Source organism: Clostridium sp. FP2 (assembly GCF_011065955.2).
GTDB lineage: Bacteria > Bacillota > Clostridia > Clostridiales > Clostridiaceae > Clostridium_AD > Clostridium_AD tagluense.
Map to the genome: position 1 here is coordinate 1,298,442 of NZ_JAAMNI020000001.1, position 19,483 is coordinate 1,317,924.

The following is a 19,483-nucleotide window of genomic DNA, read 5'->3' on the forward strand; positions in this document are numbered from 1 at the left end:
CTTTCTTTTATAATCTGGGAAATTAGGTTAGTAAGTATTAGGGTTTGTACTAATATAGTGCTATAATGTTGTTAAAATGTAAAAGTCATAATCATTTTATAACTTTTAATGTGGGGGGGAATAATGATGAGAAGAAAAATATTATCTTTAATTATAGCTACTGGACTGACCATGTCTGTGAGTATGCCAACTTTGGCAGCACCACTAACTGAGCAGTTAAATAATCAAAAGAAGCAGCTTCTAGAGCAACAGGGTTCATATACTAAGTTGCAACAGGATTTTGAAAAATTACAGATATCTATTGAGAAGATAGATTTTGATATTGAAAGCATTTATACAGGAATAGATAAAGCAAAAAATGAGATAAATGTTACTGAAAATAAAATAGAGCAAACTACAAAAGATATTGTAGTTGCGGAAAGTAACATAAAGGGCGAGGAAGACTTATTTAATGAAAGAATGAGAGTCATGTTTATGAATGGAGCAGATACCTACTTAGAGATTTTATTGGATTCTAAAGGATTGGAAGACCTTATTTCAAGAGTAGAAAATGTTAAAAAGATTGTAGCATATGATAACCAAATTATTAGTGAATTGAATGTGAAAAAGCAAGATATCGAGCAAAGAAAAGAATCTCTTAATGACAATAAAAGAAAAATATTAACATTAAAAGCTGATAATGAAAGTAAATTGGACAAGCTTAGTACAAAGAAACAGGAACAAGGTAAATTAATAGTAGAAGCTGAAAAACAACAAAAATTACATAAGAATGAAATAACAGAAACTCAGGCACGGCTTGGAAGTACTATGAACCAAATAAAAGATGCAAATCAAGCGTCTAAATATGAGGTAGCAATAGCTACTAAAAAAGCTTCTGAAATTACCCCATCAAGAGGTATAGTAAGCGAGATAGTAAAAAATGAAATAAAAGACGAACCTAAAAATGAACCTAAAAATGAACCAAAAGAAGAAGTAAGTCAACCACAAAAACCATCATCAGGTAATTCAAGTGAAGTAATAGCTTATGCGCAAAATTTCCTTGGTACACGCTATGAATGGGGAGCAACAGGGCCAAATACATTTGATTGTTCAGGTTTTGTTCAATATGTATATGCACATTTTGGAGTTAGCACAGGGAGGTCTACCTATGATCAGATAACTGCGGGAGAATTTGTGCCTAGAGGAAATTTACAAGCAGGAGATTTGGTCTTCTTTGGATCAGGAAGTCCTCATCACGTTGGTATTTATCTAGGAGATAACTCATATATACATGCTCCAAGTACAGGTGATGTAGTTAAAATATCAGCATTAACAAGAAGTGATTATTTATCTGCAAGAAGAGTTAGGTAATAAATTGTAAAATAGAATGAAATGATTTGAATCAAGTAAAAATACAGGCATATTTGTGTAAACAAAGCTGCCTGTATTATTTTCTGTACTCAGCAAGAAGTAAATCCACCATTGCACCGTAACTTTTTGTTCCCGATTCTTGGTTTTGAGATTTAAGATAAGTGTCGTTAATTTTATCATTTATTTTTTCTATAGGACCAGAGTACTTATTCCAAAAATCTTGGTTGTACTTTAAGTCATTAAGTACAGCTATGCTACAGGCAGAAATCAATTCATTATATTTTTGAGTGTCACTTTTTCTTAATGCATTAAATGAATAAGATAAGGCTGAAAGCGCTCCAGAATATTGAAAGTTTATATCAGGATGCTTTATACAAGCTATATATGCAATATAATTTGCTTCATCTTCCTTGGCAAATCCTCTTTGGTGAGCCATTTCATGAGCTGTTGTAAATGGAAGGAAGGAATCAGGTTCTGCCATATTAATATTTGCTTCGTTTGTAAAAGGGAAATAAAAACCTGTAATTCCTGTATAGCACATTGGAATTGACAATAATATGCCCTTAGGTGTTCCGTAGTTACCTTTTAATTTAGGATATTTTATTGAGGCGTTATCATATCCTAATTGAGCAGTTTTTAGGATGTATTTTTTGTTATAGGGAAGTTCCATTACACCGTACTGATTTTCCTTTATTCTTGCTCTAATAGTATTTGAATTATTTATAAGGATTTCACATAGATCAGCAAGTTCTTTTGAAGATGACGTGCGAACATTTAATTGGAATACTTTATCTAGTGTAAGTCTTTGATAATTAAATCCCCATAAAAGTTGGAATGAAAAATATATTAATCCCGTTATTGCCAATATATTTAAAACAAAGTTTTTTGAAATTTCTAATCTTCTATTTTTGCCTTTAAATAAGTTGAAAATTGTTTTTGAAACGTACCATAATATGAAAGCTGAAAAAAATACAATTATAATTTCCGCAAGAGAAAAGGGTAAAAATCCTGTAATCCAACTTAAAATATTAGCAATTATTTTATAAAAAAACGAAGAATAGAAATTTTCAATGTAATTTGGAAATATTGTAGATATTTGTGAAAGTATAATACCTAAGGGTAAAAGTAAAATTAAAAATGATTGCTTATTAAATGAAAATTTTTTCAAAGAAACACCTTCTTTATATAATTAATTATATGAAAAACTCCAAGTGTAAATTTTACTTGGAGCTTTTTTATATTATTTTTTTCCTTTTAGTAAGTCTCTAATTTCAGTTAATAATAATTCTTCATTTGAGGGTTTAATAACAATAACTTCTTCAGCTTTTTTCTTTTTAATTGAGGTTATAGCCTTTATAAAAATAAAAAGTGAAAATGCTATTATTAGAAAATCAATAATAGATTGAATAAATAATCCGTATCTAATTGATAACTCTAACGTTCCAGCTACAGCTGGATGTATAACGTATTTTAAATTAGTGAAATTAATTCCACCTAATAGTAAACCGAGTATAGGCATTATAAGGTCATTTACTAAAGAGGTAACAATTTTAGAAAATGCCGCACCTATAACAACACCTAATGCTAAATCTAAAACATTTCCTTTAAGAGCAAATTGTTTAAATTCTTTCAACATATATGTAGCACTTCCTTTCAAATTCTATTTTACCAATTTAAATATAAATTATCAAAGGTATTTTCTGTGAACAATATAAGTTTATAAGTTCTATATTGTATTTATTGCTCATTATTTTAGTTGTAGGGATAAAAGAAGAAAGGAGCACGGCTGTGCTCCTTTCTATTTATTGGTGATGGTGTTCACCATGATGATTGCAGGTTACATCTTTATCTTCTAATGTTCCATTAATATATTCCTCAATGACTTTTTTATATTCGCCAGATGCTCCTTTTATTACGTTAAGGCCATTCTGCTTTAAGCCGGTAATTGCGCCTGCACCAATTCCACCAGTAATGACTACTGTAGCTCCATGGGCTGTAAGTAAGTCTGCTAAGCCTTGATGCTGATGTGCAAGCTCCACTGAAGATATTTCTTCAACGCTTACAATTTTGTTATCTTCTATAGTTGCAATTACAAAACTTTCACTTTTTCCAAAATGTTGATTTACCATATTTCCCTTATTAGGTAATGCTATTTTCATATTTTTTTCCTCCATTTTTATATTTAATATATTTATTTTTTATTTTCTATGTTATTGATAATTTTACTTATAATATTTTCAACTATTTCTGTTAATTCAGTATTTAGCTTGTATTCACCTTTGTTAGAAATATTAACAATTTCTCTACACATTGGAATTTCGCCAAGCAAATCTAGTTGATTTTTATTTAAAAATTCATCTATATTTGCTGATTCAAAGATTCGTATTTTATCATTGCATTCTGGACAAATAATATAGCTCATATTCTCTATTAAACCTATTATGTCTATATTAAGTTTGTGAGCCATATTTACTGCTTTCCCAACGATCATTGACACTAAATCCTGTGGCGTTGAAACCATCACTATGCCTGTAATTGGTATTGATTGCATTACAGTTAATGCAACATCTCCTGTACCAGGAGGCATGTCTATAATTAAATAATCAAGTTCTCCCCATATAACGTCAGTCCAAAACTGCTTAACAACCCCAGAAACTGCGGGTCCTCTCCAAATAACTGGATCCTCTTCATTTTCCACAAGGAAATTCATTGAAATAACATCAATACCCTCTGTGGTTCTAACGGGTACAATACCCAATTCATTCATTAGTGGTTTTACATCCTTAATACCCAGCAGCCTTGGTATACTTGGGCCTGTAATATCAGAATCCATAAGTCCCACCTTATAGCCTTTTTTATTAAGTTCATGCGCAATAAGAGCAGATATTGTTGATTTACCTACACCACCTTTTCCACTCATGACGCCTATAATATTTTTAACCTTATTTAATGGGCTATTTTCTATGCTACATGTGTCTTTGCTATCACACTTAGCATTTGATGGACAACTTTTGCAATTAGCCATATACTATCTCCTTGTGTTTTTATTTGTCATATGCCATCTATATTATAATGCTAGCATTTATTATTGTCAAATGCCAATAAAAAAATATTTATTTAGAGCGAAAACTCATGAATTTATTTCTTATCTATTATCTGCTTTATTGCATTGCCTATGACAAAAATTACTTCTTTTATTACAAGTCACATCTTGCGAACCACAGGCAGGACAAATTTTTCGATCTTCTTCATATTTTATTTCATAGGTCTTCTCACAGGATATACACCTAAATTGACATACATTTCTTGTATAGTTTCCACCACTTATATTTATTGCTTTTCCCTCTATTAAAGCTACAGCAATCTTTTTTCGTGCACTATCAATTATATTTTGAAAAGTTTGTCTTGAAACTTGCATCCTTTCAGCACATTGTTCCTGATTTAGTTCTTCAACATCTTTAAGTCTCATGGCTTCAAACTCTTCAACTTTTATAAGTATTTCTTCAATTTCACATTTTCTTCTACCTGCGGGGACAAAGTATGTATACTCTGGTAAATTTTCTACTCTTCTATTTTTAACCGGTCTTGACATTAATATTCTCCTCATTTTTCATATATTTTTTAAATTAACAATGTTCTTTATTGGTGGCATACGCTAATAAAATATTACAACTGATTAATATTAATGTCAAATAAAAATATTCACTATTAATTTATAAAAGTAAATAATATTCCGATTCAAGGATGATAGAATTACTGGAAGAAAAAAGAAGCATGGAAATACTAATCCATACTTCTTAAAATATTAAATAAACAAATTTACATTGGAATCTTCAGCCTCACCTAAGTAATAACCGACTCCGCCAATTTTTACTCCATCAATGAGTTCCTCTTTCACAATTCCCATAACGTCCATGGACATTGAGCAAGCAACTACCTCTACGCCACTATCCATTGCTGATTTTATTAGGTCTTCAAGAGAGGTTATATTCTTGTTTTTCATTACGGAGCGAATCATTTTTGCTCCAAGACCCATCATGTTCATTTGGGAAAGTTTAAGCTTTTTACTTCCTCTTGGCATCATAAATCCAAACATGGAATCTACTAAGCCTTTTTTTACAGATACTTTTTCAGGTTTTCTTAAGATATTAAGACCCCAGAAAGTAAATAATATGGTAACTTTACTACCCATGGCAACTGCCCCATTTGCAATAATGAAGGCAGCAATTGCTTTATCTAAGTCACCACTAAAAACTACCATGGTTTTATTGTTTTTTTCTACTGTATCTGATGCAAGGTATTTATTTACTTTTGTGATATTGTTACTTTTTTTTTTATAAAGGCGTAAACCATACCTTTTTCTTTTCTTAAATCTAACAATTCATTGTTTGTTTTGTCACACCAAGATTTAATATCCTCATAAAAGCCAGGGTCAGAAGCTGTAACTTTTAATATTTGGCCATCATTTAATTCGTCAATACTAGATTTTACTTGCATTAGTGGTCCTGGGCAACATAAACCGCAAGCATCTAAGATTTTATCATAATTATAAATGCCTTTATCTACTCCGTCTTTTATAACTTGAGTATCAGGATCTAAAATCTGATTTTTTGGTGTATCACCTTTATTTGGAGTGAAATTTGAAATTGAAACTGATTTATAGCCTCCAGTTAAGTTTTTAACCTTAAATTCATTTTGAGCTAAAATTCTTGCAGCTACATATCCACGAAGTCCTACCTGACAATATTCAAGGATTTCCTTGTTTTTATCAAGTTCACCAATTCGTTCTCTTAAACTATCTACAGGAATGTTTATAGCACCTTCTATATGTCCATTACTAAATTCCATTTCAGTACGAACATCCAGTACTATGGCATTTTCTTTATCGTAGGCCATAAACTCATCTGTGGTCAATACATCCATTCTTCCAGCTAGTACATTTTCAGCTACAAAACCTGCCATATTTATTGGATCCTTAGCAGATGAGAAAGGTGGTGCATAGGAAAGTTCAAGCTCTGTTAAATCAGTTACTGTTCCTCCAAGGCGTATAACCGTAGCAAGCACATCTATTCTCTTGTCTACCCCATCATAACCAACAGCTTGAGCTCCTAGTATTTTTCCTTCCGCATTAAAAATAAGTTTTAAAGTCATAGAAAGAGCGCCAGGGTAGTAAGATGCATGACTTGCAGGATGAACAAATATAACCTTATGGGGAATGTTCAGCCTAGTTAAAGTTCTTTCATTATTACCTGTGCTTGCAGCTGTTAAGCCAAATACCTTAATAATTGAAGTTCCTTGGGTTCCCTTATAAGTAGTGGCGAGGCCTGCTATATTATCAGCTGCTATTCTACCTTGTTTATTTGCAGGACCAGCTAGTGGTATTGCAGTATTTGTTTTGTTTATAAAATCTACAACTTCAATAGCATCGCCTACTGCAAATATACCTTGTGCATTAGTTTCCATTTTATCATTTACTAAAATATGACCCCTAGCCCCTGTTTTAATACCAGCTTCTTTTGCAAATCCAGTGTCTGGAATTACACCTATAGCCAATATAACCATATCGGCGCTTAGTTTTGTGCCACTATTTAAAGTTATTTCAACGCTATCTTCATTATCTTTAAAAGCCTTTACTCCATCGTTTAATACTATTTCCACACCATTATCAGAAATCTCCTTTTCAACAGTTAAAACCATATCTGTATCAAAAGGAGCCATTATGTGAGGAGCCGCTTCTACTATAGTAACACTCAGGCCTCTTTGTTTTAAGTTTTCAGCCATTTCCACGCCAACATATCCTCCACCAATAACTACAGCAGTATTAATGCCTTTTTTATCCACATATGCTTTTATGTTATCAGTATCTGGTATATTTCTTAAAGTGAATATTCTTTTACTGTTAATACCTTCTATATTAGGTTTAATTGCTTTTGCTCCAGGGGATAAAACTAAATAATCATAGCTTTCTTCATAGGTACCACGAGTCTTACTATTAACTGTTATAGTCTTTTGGGCAGTGTCGATTCCTATTACATCACTGTTGTTTCTTACATCTATATTAAATCTTGCCTTCATACTCTCAGGTGTTTGTACTAAGAGTTTATCTCTATCTTTTATTACTTCACCAATATAATAAGGCAGTCCACAATTTGCAAAAGAAATGTATTCATCTCTTTCAAACATAATTATTTCTGCATTTTCATCTAGTCGTCGTAGTCTTGCTGCGGTTGAAGCTCCACCAGCTACTCCACCTACAATTAATACTTTTTTCATAACAAATATTCCTCCTTTTACTTTTTAAATATATTTATTAACTCAATATCAAAATTGAATTTATTAACTTTATTATTCTTTCATCTTTAATTTTATAGTTAACTACAAGGCCATGGCGAGTGCCTTCTATTACACCAGCATACCTTAATTTCTGTAGATGCTGAGATACAGTAGATTGCGGAATATCAAGACAAGACTGCATATGGGAAACATTACACTCACCTTGATTTAATATACCTTTTACTATGCATAACCTAATAGGGTGTGCCAATACTTTTAGAGTTTCAGCAATTTCATTGTATTTTTTATAATCTGTATTCATAGCGCTCCTCTTTCCTGAATTTTCATATTAATATTATCTAGTTATAGTGTATCTCCAAGAGGATAAGCCGCGAGTGAGGTGGTAAATGTTTTTAAAGGAATTGTTTGCCAAAGTATCAACTGCTCTGGGGCTTCTTCCACCAGATGCGCAATAGACAAGGACGGGTTTGTTTTTATATTCATCAAGTTCAGAAAGCGACCTAGGAAGAATCTGAACTGGAAAAAGCTTTGCTCCTGGAATGTGACCATCATCATACTCTTCTTTAGTTCTTACATCTAAAATAACAAATTCATTATTTTCGCTTATAAGTTTATAAGCTTCTTCTGCAGTAACATTTTTAATAGTTGAAGTTAACACAATATATGCCTCCTTAAAAATACAATTCTATATATTGTTATATTACAATATTACGATATAACAATATAATAACATATATAAAACAAAAAGCAATAGAAATATCAAAGTTTATTAAATATTTCTATATGCCATAATATGCTATAACCAATCATAATAGAAAAACTAATTATTTTTACCGAATACTGCTTCTACAATGTATTTTATTCCATTTGATGGACTTGGTAACTGTACCCCCAGAGTTAGAAGAACGCTAATTATCATTGAAAATATAATAAGAGAAAAATAAAAAAATATTTTACTGCTATTTTTTTCTTTTAAAAGTGGGATAGTTTCGAAAAAGATAACTATGATATATGAAATTATTACAAGTAAAAACATCTCTAGATTCTCCTTTTATTATTTTCCTGGGGCATAGGTGCATGTTTGCTATCACTACTATTTATTTCCAGTAGTTACGCTTGTGGCTACTAAAATTCTACTTCTAATCTCAGCCACAACAAAAATAATTAATGGTATTATAACTTCAAAAACAAAGGAATAATATGGCCATATATTAGAAGTCCAGAATGACATTTCCATGATACTTTTATAAACGAAAAAAGAGAAGCTTAACATTAAAAGAGTTACAGGTGTTGTAATAAATTTGTAATCATCAAAGCCAAAGACCTTTGAGATTCCATTGCAAACTGCAAAAATACATATACACACTTTAATGAAGATACATACTAAAAAAATTATAACTACTAACATTTCAAGTCTTTCAAGCAATTCACCCAGGTGAATAAGGCTTATTGCCATGGGGGATGGGAAATATACTCTAGATATGGTATTACTACCCAATATTAAAGTGTTTCTTAATGTTGATAAAACTATAAGCCCTCCACCTATGAATAAGCCTACCATAAATGTTTTTTTGTAATTTTTAACTTTGGATATATTTGAAAATACCATTGTAAAGATTACGGTTTCACCTAAGGGATAAGAAAAACTTGAGAAAGCACCTTTTAAAATTGGTGTGACACCATTGTTTAGTATTGGTTTTAATCTGCTTACATTCATTTGTGGAATTGCTAATATAGAGATAGTTAAAAATATTATAATTACAACCCAAATGAAGAATTCAGACCATCTTCCTAAGACCTCAATGCCTTCTTTTGTACACCATATAAGTAGTATAGTAAAAAAAATCATAGGTACTACTATCGGTGTTTCATCGAATACTAAAGCACTAGTAAAGTCTGATAGGGTTCTAAGAATTAAGGTTCCATCATGAAATGCAAACCATATCATTAGTATACTTATTAATTTCCCAAGGAACTTCCCCATAAGGATTTGAAGTATATCAAATAAATCTTTTCCAGGGAATAAGGATAAAATTCTAGAAAAGATAAGTAACAATATAATAGACCAGGTCATAGCAATAATTATTGCAATCCAGGCATCTTGTTTTGCCTGGCCTCCAGATCCAGCTAAAAAACTACTTCCAATTATGAAAAGTATTATAAGTATTACAGCTTGCCTTTCAGAAATAACTTCATTTTTCATTTATACCTCCTACACTACTTACTGTTATAATATATAGTAAATAACAAGCTTATTGTTTTACCAGAATTGATTAGGTTATTTTTCTATTATAATAGGAGAGTTTGTCGAACCACTACCATTTATTTGAAGGTGTACGTTAACTTCAGTTTTTATGTTAGAAAAAATATCTTTTCCGTTTTTTTTGAAAATTTCACTTACTTTTGGTTTTTCTTTATCGAAAATCTCTCCAAAACCTAAAATATCGCTTTCATAATCTTTCTGTAATTTATTAATTAAAGACTGCATCTGGGCCTTGATTTTATTTTCTGCTTCGCCCTGAAGTATTTTTAAGGATTCCTTTTCCATAAGATTCTTACTTCCTCCAATTTCATCTATAGTTACAACAGGGTATATATCTATTATAAGTGATACTATTCCATTGTTGTAAAGGGGAGTTAATTTAGTCTTATTTTCATGTATTCCTAAGGTTACAATAGTGTCAGAACCTGAAACGTTTTTTATAACAATTAGTCCTTCTTTTAATTTGTTTTTAATCATAAGCATGTATAGGGTTTCGTTCCCATTTAGATATCCTATAAGTTTATCTGATTTAAAAATAGCAGAGCCTTCTATATGAGGGGATATAGTTCCGTTATTTAGTTCATTTTTAACTATAGCTACTGTTTCAGACCTTCCTTTTTGAGATATCCCATCTATAAATGACCATAACCTTGAATCAGTAAATTTAGAAAGTGTTTTTCCTGACTTCATGGTCTCGTCAAGGTGAAAGGAAGTTACTTCGTTAAGCTTAACCTTACCTTCTAAAATTTCGGCAGCGCTATTCCCCTTTGCTATTAGCATCCACATATCTGATCTAACGTCGGAGGATCTATCAACCCAATCAATTACAGGAATTACACCTTCCTTTGCTAAAGAATCACTTATTATTACTACTTTTGCGTCACTCCAAAAAAGTTTTAAACCGGTTTTTTCTATGGTATCTCTCACCGCGTTAAATATACTGTCACCTTCGGATTTGTAAAGCTCAGAACTAATGATTGAGGATACACCTTGCATTTGTGTGGTTATAATTTCCGTTGTAACAATATATTTATTTGTTATTACATCTTTATCTATTGCCATACCAGCTACTATTGCTAATTTATTTATTTCTACATAATTCCAGCACCCGCATAATATGATAGGGCATATAGCTATTAAAAAAACTACCATTACTAATTTTTTTTTTTCATTTTAAACCTTCTTTCGCCCTTTTTTTATGCGCTTTTTATTTTTTGAAAACATCTTTGGTCTTAAATACATAGCCCACCAGGGAGCCCTAATTGCTGTATCTTTTATATCCTGGGTGGAAAAAGAAGGGACGTTAAGCATATAGGGTATACCAAAGGATCGTATAGACATCATATGAAGCACTAAACCCATTACGCCGAAAATATAACCATACAAACCTAGAAAGGAAGATAACAACAAAAAAATTATTCGTATCTCTACTAGTCCTAAAACTTGAGGAAGCATAATACTTGCAATTCCTGTTATTGCAGTAATTATTACTATGGGGGCGCTGACTAGTCTTGCACTAACTGCAGCATCACCAAGCACTAAGGCACCAACTATACTAATTGCGCCACCAACTTGCTTAGGCATTCTAAGACCAGCTTCCTTAAGTATCTCAAATATAATCATCATAGCCATGGCTTCTACAATTGAAGGAAAAGGTGTTCCTTTTCTCGCAGAATATATACTTAGAAGAAAGGGAGTTGGAATAAGTTCTTGATGGAAGGTAACAAGTGCCACATATATGGCCGAAGTACTAGTACTAATAAAAAAACATAACCATCTAAGCAACCTTACAAAAGATGAATATAAAAAATTGTCATAATAGTCTTCATTACTTTGAAAAACCTCAACAAATATAGTCGGAAGAGTTAAAACAATAGGACTTCCATCACAGATTACTGCAAACCTTCCTTCGAGAAGCTTTGCTACAACAACATCAGGTCTCTCTGTATTAATTATGGTTCTAAAAGGAGAATAAGGGGCATCTTTAATAAGTTCTTCAACGTAACCAGAATCTAAAATACCATCAATATCAATATCATTTAGTCTTTTCATTAATTCCTTAAGTATAGGTTCCTCTGCTATGCCCTCAATATAACACACACAAATTTGAGTTTTAGTTTGTTTCCCCATTTTCATAAATATGAATTTCAAGTGAGGATTGATAACACGGCGCCTAATAAGTGTAAGGTTCAGGTTCATTGATTCGGTAAAGCCCTCGCGAGGACCCCTAACTATAGTTTCTGCTTGAGGTTCTGAAATATCCCGTGTTTCCCAACCGATAGTATCTATAATAATTGCATTAGCAAAACCATCTATGAAAAGCATAGTTTTTCCATATATAATCCCACTTATAATATCATCAACAACGTCGGATTTTTTATTGTTTCCGGTTAAAAGTACTTCTTGCATTAAAACATCCATAATTTCACTATGATTAATGTCGGCTATATGACTTAATAAAATTGGTTTTATAATGTTTTCATTAATCAATTGGGTATTTGCCATTCCGTCAATGTAAATCAGCATACACTTAGTTATATTAGGTCTACCAACTGATAGCGCTCTATATATAACTGTTGTATCATTAGTAAAAATATTTTTTATTATATTAATATTTTCATCTAATGAGGTTACTAGTTTTATATTTGAAAGGTCATTTGTATTCATAAATTAAGCTTCCTTTATATTATAATAATTAACCACGTTGAGATATTTTATCCAATTTGTAAATACATTATTCGCGTAGGTTTTTAGGGGTAGACTGTGTTGAAGAATCTTCACCACTTTGAAAAGTGAGTAAAAGGAATCCAAAACTTATAATATAATAATAAGACAGGGACGGTTAACAACTAATTGCCTTAAAGTGCAATTAGTTGTTAACCGTCCCCTTGTTTTTTAATTTTGTTTTACTTGAAATACTCCAAAGCAAAATCAGGTACATATTTATCTTCAATATTTAAATAAGTAATACTATCACCATTTTTCATATATAAACCTAGAGCATATTGCCCTTCACGATTATTTGAGTAGTTCGTTAAACAGATTTCAAGCTTATTCTTATCAGTTATTTTAAGTCTTTTTACATTGCCATTCTTCATGGAAATATCAATACCAGCATTTGCATTATTAACATTCCTTTTTTCTATAATAGCATAGTCTATATCTTCAGGCATAATTCGAGCCTTAGCATAGTAGCCATTTTGTTTTAACCAGTTTTCAAATTGTTTATAGGATTTTTTCCAAGATAAATATATTCTTTTATCATTTGATAGTAATATATTAATATTCTCCCATTCAGCTCTTGAATCTACTATATCTTCATAAGTTTCATTAGAGGCTTCATTTTTTAAAATATTTATAGCCTCTTTAATTTGTATTGGATTTGTTATGGTTACATTTTTATTTGTGTGGTCTGGATTAATTAAAATTTTATCAATGGATCTATAATCAGTATTTAAAATACTGTTATGGTTGTTTTTATATTCTTTTGATTCATATATAGGTTTTAAATATTCGCCATACATTTGTTGCGGAATCTTATATTGTCTTTTTATTTGTTTTCCACTTTTCAAGTTATATAAAAGACAAACTTGTTCATTAGAATTTGAATAGTACTTTAAAGTTTTTTTATCAGCTATAAGCTTCTTATGCAATTTTTCAATGTTATTGAAATTTCCTGTTTCGGAGTAAAGGGGTATTTGGATGTCCTCTTTTTGAGTTAAAAAATAGAAGTTATTATCCATATAGATACTCTCTATATTTTCTAGAGCAGGTATTCGTTTTTCATATCCAATAATATCGAAATTAGCAACAACTATTACTAAAACAATAATCATTGCATACATGAGATAACCTTTCATATTTCTAAAGATTTTTAGTGATTTAGTTATTATAATTTCTGCAATAACATATCCAAATAGAGAGGCCATAACATATCCGAATACTACCCAATAAATACTGTATTGGACGCTTCTAAAATATATTCCACCTACTAGCATACAGCAGAAGGTTATACCATATTTAAATATAGGCTGTAGATGCTTAAAAGCAACAGCATTAGATGCGGCTTCTAAACTTCTTTTGTGGTATGCAGCTCTAGCTGCAAGGTAAAAAATAACACATAAAATTATATATACCAACATATCCGTAAAAATAATTGGTTCATGAGCTAGATATCTTGTCATTGGAGAATAAAATGCTATCTCACTGTTGATGTAATAGTCACTGGCAACACCATAAATAAAGAAGTTAAGATTATAATTAATTAAGGTAGTTAATCCCATAGGTAAAAATAAAAATATATAGGTAAGTATACCTTGTGCAGCTGATAGTCCTGTGAACATACCAACAAAAACACTTAAAAGGAAAATAAATGTGTTAAATAAAATTGTTATTCCAGCCCAGGATATAACATTTTTAACTGTAAAGTGAATACTGGCAGTGTTTAAACCCAAGGCTCCTTTAAGTAGTAGTGCAGAAAGTGCAGTGATTATTACTGGTACTATAAGAAGTAGTATTCCTATAAATATATGATTATCATATAATTTCACCCTCTTTATAGGAAGACAGTGGATCATATCTACAGATTTTTTGCTTTGTATATATCTAAATAATAATATAGCAGTTAAAACTGGAATCACTGCTATGGAGACCATTAACACCTCATTAGTAAATATATTTTGCATTGATGTTAAATACCCTGGATTACCAGTATTATTAGCATCGATAGTTATTATTTTAAAAGGTACTTCAAATAATAAAAATATTAAGTAACATATGCCTATCCAGGCAAAGCGTTTTATATCATTTATTAACACACCTTTATTAAAGTATGATATTTTCAATTTCATAGCCAACTTCCCCCATTTCATATATAAATATTTCTTCCAAGGTAAGAGGAATAACATCAATAATCACAGGATTAAACTTATTAAAGTGCTCAATAACATCAGATTTATTTCCACGAACGATTAGAAGAAGTACGCTTCCTCTTTCCTCTTTGTGAAGTATATGAGCATTGTTTAAAAGTTCTTCTGGTACTTTATCCTTAAAGGCAATTTGTATTTTATGTACATCAGCCTTTAACTCATCTAAATCTTTTTCTAATATAAGGTTTCCTTTATGAAGAATTCCTATGTGGTCACATATATCTTCTAGTTCCCTTAAATTGTGGGAAGAGATGAGAATAGTCATTTCTTTATCTGCCACATCTTGCATTATTAAGTTTTTAACCTTTTGTCTCATAACTGGATCTAAGCCGTCAAGAGGTTCATCTAAAAGCATAACCTTAGGCATAGTTGATAGTGAAAGCCAGAAGGCAACCTGTCTTTGCATACCTTTAGATAAACTATTTATACTTTTATTTACATCTATATTAAATATTTTTATTAGCTTTTCATATCTTTCATTGCTCCAAGATGGATAAATAGTTTTATAATAGTTAGCCATATTAGTTATTGTATATTGGGGGAAAAAATAAAGAGAATCCGGTATAAATACAGTTCCTGATTTGATTTTTACATTTTCAAATACATTTTCACCAGCTATTTGAACTTCTCCCCTGTCTTGCTTATAAATACCTGCTAAAAGCTTTAAAAGCGTGGTTTTACCGGCACCATTTGAACCTACAAGGCCGTAAATAGAGCCTTTATTAACATTTAAATTCACCTTTTGTAATGCGTCTAAATCACCAAAGGATTTAGAAACATTTTTTATTGAAATCATATTTATTCCTCCTCTTTACTACTTTCAACCTGTGAAATTATTTTTAGAATATCTTCTTTTGTCATGCCTAGATACATTGCTTCAGATAGTATTTTCCTTAATTCACTTTTTATTTTTTTTAGTTTTTCAGAATCCACTACTTGTGCTGAGGGAGTAACAAAACTGCCCTTTCCCTTTATGGAGTAGATATATCCTTGTATTTCTAGTTCCTTATATGATTTCTGAATAGTATTTGGGTTCATAGTAAGCTCTATTGAAAGAATGCGCACAGAAGGTAGTTGTTCATTAGGTTTCAATATTTCACTAATTATAAGTTCTTTAAACTTTTCTACCAGTTGTTCGTAAAGGGGTAACCTGCTTCTTAAATCTAATTCAAACATCTCATTCCTCCTTTTTTATTATTTACATAACTCTTAATTTTGAAATGTATAATGCTGGTGTATTAACTGTACTATCAAACGAGATACAGTTATGATATAAACTATAAAGGATAAATACTAGATTGTAAAGGTATAAATGTAAAATAGTAGGTAAATTAATATTTAAATTTATGGTGTATTTTAATAAAAATTAAAAAATATTTGAGAAATATTGTTAAAAGACAATAATAAATGTATTGCATTTTACATTTATATATGGTAATATAAGCTCATACTAACTGTTTAGTAGCATTTAGTGCTGAGATTAAACTAGATAACAACATATCCTCTTTTTAGAATATAATTGTTAATCGGTTGTTAGATCTTAATATTTGGAAAAAGGAGGAATGTTTAAAATGGCAGATAAAACTTTAGTTTGTAAAGACTGTTCTAAAGACTTCGTATTCACTGAAGGCGAGCAAGAATTCTACAAAGAAAAAGGATTCGATAATGAACCTCAAAGATGTGTTGATTGCAGAAGAGCAAGAAAACAACAAAATGACAGAGGATTCAGAAGATAGAAAAAAGATTATTATAACTCTATAGGATTAAACCTGTAGGGTTTATTTTTTTTTGCTCTAAAATTATAATTATACGGTTCCGTGGGCTTTGGAATAGAGTATAATAATTAATAAGGAGTGGATTAAGTGATTAAAAACAAAAGTAAACTTTGGTACAAAAAAATAAAAATATTAAAGTATTTTGCAGCTATATTTTTACCCCTACTTATAATTTTACTATCAGCATTAGCTGCTGTTAATAATCTGCAAATACAAAAGGACAAGCAAATATTTATGGAGAGAGAAAAGACTGTAGGTAAAATCAATAAATTAAATATCCAGACTACTTTTAACTCCGTAACTGCAGATTTGAAGGTTATAAAGGATGCAGCTATACTTAATGATTATGTTAATAACTCTACAACGCAGACTATTTCTGAGTTAAATAAAATGTTTATGAGATTTAGTAAAACTAAAACAATCTATGATCAGTTAAGACTTATAAATGTAGAAGGAACGGAGATAGCTAGCGTAAATTACAATGGTGGAAATATATACATAGCTTCCCCAAAACAGCTTCAAAACAAAAAACAAAGAGATTATTTTAAGGCTACAATGAACTTAAAACCTAAAGAAATATATATTTCACAATTTGATTTAAACCTTAGAAATGAAGAGACAAATAAGCCTACTATACATTTTGGGGTACCAATATTTAAAGTCAATGGTGAAAAGTTTGGTGTATTGATTTTCAACTATTCAGGTAAAAATGTATTAGATGAGATTAATGAAAATGTAAAACAAAATAGAGAATTTAATGTTGAATTATTAAATTCTGAAGGATACTTTCTAAGAAACAGGGATGAAAAACATATTTCATTTAAAAGTGAAAACAAAGACATGTGGGATATTATAAGCCATAATGAAAGCGGATATTTAGAAAACAAGAAAAATATATATTATTATGATACAATTTATCCACTTTCTTATATTAGAGAAAAAAGGGACGTTAACTTTACGCATAGCACAGGATACACCTATTGGAAAACTATCATTAGCTATCCTAAAGATGAATTTAGTTTTATAAAAAAATTAGTTGATAATGGGTTTCTGGACATAGGATATATATTTTTCATAATCATTTTAGTATCTTCTGCTGTAATTACGCACATAATCTTTAAACGGCAAGAAGCTTTAGAAAGATTAAAGGCAGCAGGCAATATTTTTGATAATTCAAAAGAAGCTATATTAATTACAGATGCTGAAACTCGCATTACATATGTAAATAAAGCTTTTTTACATATTACAGGGTACAGTGAAGATAAAGTTTTGGGTATAAAAACTTCCTACTTTAAATCAGGAAAACATAATAAAGAATTTTATAAAAATATGTGGCAATCCATAATAACTTATGGAAATTGGCAAGGTGAAATTTGGGACAGAAAGAAAAATGGAGAATTTTATCCTAAATTGTTAAACATACTTGCAATAAAAGGGGATAATGATAAAGATACACAATATGTAGGGATTTTTGAAGACTTAACTTTACTAAAAGAAAAAGAAGAAAAAATTAATATTCTAAAAAATTATGATGGACTTACTTCATTGCCTAATTTATCTTTAATGAAAGAGTTAATGCATAAAAAAATTAGTGAAAATTCTAATATGGAAGATTGTAAATATTATTTGGTATCATTAACAGTTACAAACTATGATATTGTAAAGAATGGATTAGGCTTAAAAAAAGCTGATTCATTAATAGTAACTACACTAAAAAGAATAAAAAATCATATGGAGGATAATTTTATTATAGGTTCTTCAGGTAAAAATGAATTTATGATTCTTTTAGAATGTATTAAAAATGACAATATTATATTGGAGTTTGCTACGAATGTTTTAAATGAATTTAAAAATCCTTTTTTGATAGAGGATGAAGAAATAATCGTTCAGTTAGCCATGGGAATTACAAGCTATGAACAGGATTCAGATACCGTAGAACTTCTAATTGAAAATGCTAATATAGCAAAGATGTATGCTGCGGAGGAAGCTGAAAGTAACGTGAAGTTTTATAAACATGAGCTTAAGGAGGAATATCTGGAAAGTATTAAGATTAAGCAACTACTAAGAGGAGCATTAGAAAGAGGTGAACTATATTTAACTTATCAACCTCAAGTTGATTTAGAATCTGGACAAATAGTGGGAACAGAGGCTTTAATAAGATGGAAGAGTCCAGAACTTGGAAATATATCACCGGTTAGATTTATTCCTCTTGCAGAAAAAACAGGACTTATTTTGCCATTTGGTGAATGGGTATTAGATGAGGCTTTAAGGCAGACCAAAAGGTGGAGAGATCAAAAATTGAAACCTATTCTAATGTCAGTAAATATTTCTCCTGTGCAATTCAAAAAAGTGGATGTTTTTAAAATCATAAAGGAAAAATTAAAGAAGTATGATTTAAGTGGTGAATCGTTGGAAATAGAGGTTACAGAGGGGTTACTCCTTGATGATGATCCTAATTTGATGACTCAACTAGAAAACATTAACAATATTGGAGTAAGACTAGCAATGGATGATTTTGGTACAGGCTATTCTTCACTAAGTTATTTAAGGAAATTTAAATTCCATAAGATAAAGATAGATAGAGAGTTTGTTAAAGATTATCCGGAAAATGATGATGGTACCATAGCGAAAACAATTATAAATTTATCAAAGAATTTAGAGATTACAGTTATAGCTGAGGGTGCCGAAACGGAGGAACAAATTGATTTTTTAAGAAAAAACAAATGCGATCAAATTCAAGGATATTATTATAGTCCACCAGTTTTACCTGGGGAATTTGAAAAACTACTTAAGTCAGGGCATTTTGAGAAAAAATAGAAGCTTAAAAGAAAACCCAAAGCACTTAAGTACTTAAGTGCTTTGGGTTTTTAGTA

General features: G+C 30.5%; 17 protein-coding genes and 1 pseudogene. 3 read left to right on the top strand and 15 right to left on the bottom strand.

Going from position 1 to position 19,483, the window contains the following annotated elements; all coding sequences use genetic code 11:
• Positions 1-123: 123 nt before the first annotated feature.
• Entirely contained in the window at positions 124-1,350 is a 1,227-nt protein-coding gene (locus G9F71_RS06025) for a C40 family peptidase (RefSeq protein ID WP_164949956.1), read from the top strand.
• A 76-nt stretch (positions 1,351-1,426) separates the two neighbouring features.
• Here the strand turns inward: G9F71_RS06025 and G9F71_RS06030 are convergent, their stop codons facing one another.
• The 15 genes and pseudogenes from G9F71_RS06030 to G9F71_RS06105 all read right to left on the bottom strand — a co-directional run bounded on the left by G9F71_RS06030 (position 1,427) and on the right by G9F71_RS06105 (position 16,011).
• On the bottom strand, positions 1,427-2,518 hold the full coding sequence (locus tag G9F71_RS06030) for a DUF3810 domain-containing protein (RefSeq protein WP_164949955.1): 1,092 nt from the start codon (positions 2,516-2,518) through the stop codon (positions 1,427-1,429).
• A gap of 72 nt (positions 2,519-2,590) precedes the next feature.
• Positions 2,591-2,986, bottom strand: coding sequence for a large-conductance mechanosensitive channel protein MscL (gene mscL, locus G9F71_RS06035; RefSeq protein WP_164949954.1), 396 nt, complete (start codon positions 2,984-2,986; stop codon positions 2,591-2,593).
• A 166-nt stretch (positions 2,987-3,152) separates the two neighbouring features.
• Positions 3,153-3,509 carry a NifB/NifX family molybdenum-iron cluster-binding protein gene (locus G9F71_RS06040; RefSeq protein ID WP_164949953.1) on the bottom strand — a complete coding sequence of 119 codons (357 nt, stop codon included), beginning with the start codon at positions 3,507-3,509 and terminating at the stop codon, positions 3,153-3,155.
• A 32-nt stretch (positions 3,510-3,541) separates the two neighbouring features.
• The gene (locus G9F71_RS06045; RefSeq protein ID WP_164949952.1) at positions 3,542-4,375 is read right to left on the bottom strand and encodes an Mrp/NBP35 family ATP-binding protein; all 834 of its coding nucleotides are present in this window, start codon (positions 4,373-4,375) and stop codon (positions 3,542-3,544) included.
• Between the two features lie 120 nt (positions 4,376-4,495).
• Complete coding sequence (locus tag G9F71_RS06050; protein ID WP_164949951.1) at positions 4,496-4,942, bottom strand: DUF134 domain-containing protein; 447 nt, start codon at positions 4,940-4,942, stop codon at positions 4,496-4,498.
• 213 nt (positions 4,943-5,155) lie between these two features.
• Positions 5,156-7,623, bottom strand: a pseudogene (locus tag G9F71_RS06060) (CoA-disulfide reductase).
• A gap of 37 nt (positions 7,624-7,660) precedes the next feature.
• A complete protein-coding gene (locus tag G9F71_RS06065; protein ID WP_164949950.1) occupies positions 7,661-7,945 on the bottom strand; it encodes an ArsR/SmtB family transcription factor in 285 nt (94 codons plus the stop codon).
• Positions 7,946-7,978: 33 nt separating this feature from the next.
• Positions 7,979-8,302, bottom strand: a complete 324-nt coding sequence (locus tag G9F71_RS06070; RefSeq protein WP_164949949.1) for a rhodanese-like domain-containing protein — start codon at positions 8,300-8,302, stop codon at positions 7,979-7,981.
• A gap of 162 nt (positions 8,303-8,464) precedes the next feature.
• Entirely contained in the window at positions 8,465-8,680 is a 216-nt protein-coding gene (locus G9F71_RS06075; RefSeq protein WP_164949948.1) for a hypothetical protein, read from the bottom strand.
• A gap of 57 nt (positions 8,681-8,737) precedes the next feature.
• The gene (locus G9F71_RS06080) at positions 8,738-9,847 is read right to left on the bottom strand and encodes an endospore germination permease (protein ID WP_164949947.1); all 1,110 of its coding nucleotides are present in this window, start codon (positions 9,845-9,847) and stop codon (positions 8,738-8,740) included.
• Between the two features lie 75 nt (positions 9,848-9,922).
• Entirely contained in the window at positions 9,923-11,059 is a 1,137-nt protein-coding gene (locus tag G9F71_RS06085; protein ID WP_164949946.1) for a Ger(x)C family spore germination protein, read from the bottom strand.
• A gap of 21 nt (positions 11,060-11,080) precedes the next feature.
• Positions 11,081-12,574, bottom strand: a complete 1,494-nt coding sequence (locus G9F71_RS06090) for a spore germination protein (protein WP_164949945.1) — start codon at positions 12,572-12,574, stop codon at positions 11,081-11,083.
• Positions 12,575-12,813: 239 nt separating this feature from the next.
• Entirely contained in the window at positions 12,814-14,757 is a 1,944-nt protein-coding gene (locus G9F71_RS06095; protein WP_164949944.1) for a DUF6449 domain-containing protein, read from the bottom strand.
• The gene (locus G9F71_RS06100; RefSeq protein WP_164949943.1) at positions 14,732-15,631 is read right to left on the bottom strand and encodes an ABC transporter ATP-binding protein; all 900 of its coding nucleotides are present in this window, start codon (positions 15,629-15,631) and stop codon (positions 14,732-14,734) included. The genes G9F71_RS06095 and G9F71_RS06100 overlap by 26 nt, the downstream gene beginning before the upstream one ends.
• A gap of 2 nt (positions 15,632-15,633) precedes the next feature.
• Positions 15,634-16,011 (bottom strand): GntR family transcriptional regulator, encoded by a 378-nt coding sequence (locus G9F71_RS06105; RefSeq protein WP_164949942.1) that lies wholly within the window; start codon positions 16,009-16,011, stop codon positions 15,634-15,636.
• Positions 16,012-16,406: 395 nt separating this feature from the next.
• Between G9F71_RS06105 and G9F71_RS06110 the strand changes: the two genes are divergently transcribed.
• Positions 16,407-16,571: a zinc-ribbon domain-containing protein gene (locus G9F71_RS06110; protein WP_125002068.1), complete on the top strand. Its 165-nt coding sequence runs from the start codon at positions 16,407-16,409 to the stop codon at positions 16,569-16,571.
• 126 nt (positions 16,572-16,697) lie between these two features.
• Positions 16,698-19,427 carry an EAL domain-containing protein gene (locus G9F71_RS06115; protein WP_164949941.1) on the top strand — a complete coding sequence of 910 codons (2,730 nt, stop codon included), beginning with the start codon at positions 16,698-16,700 and terminating at the stop codon, positions 19,425-19,427.
• Positions 19,428-19,483 lie beyond the last annotated feature (56 nt).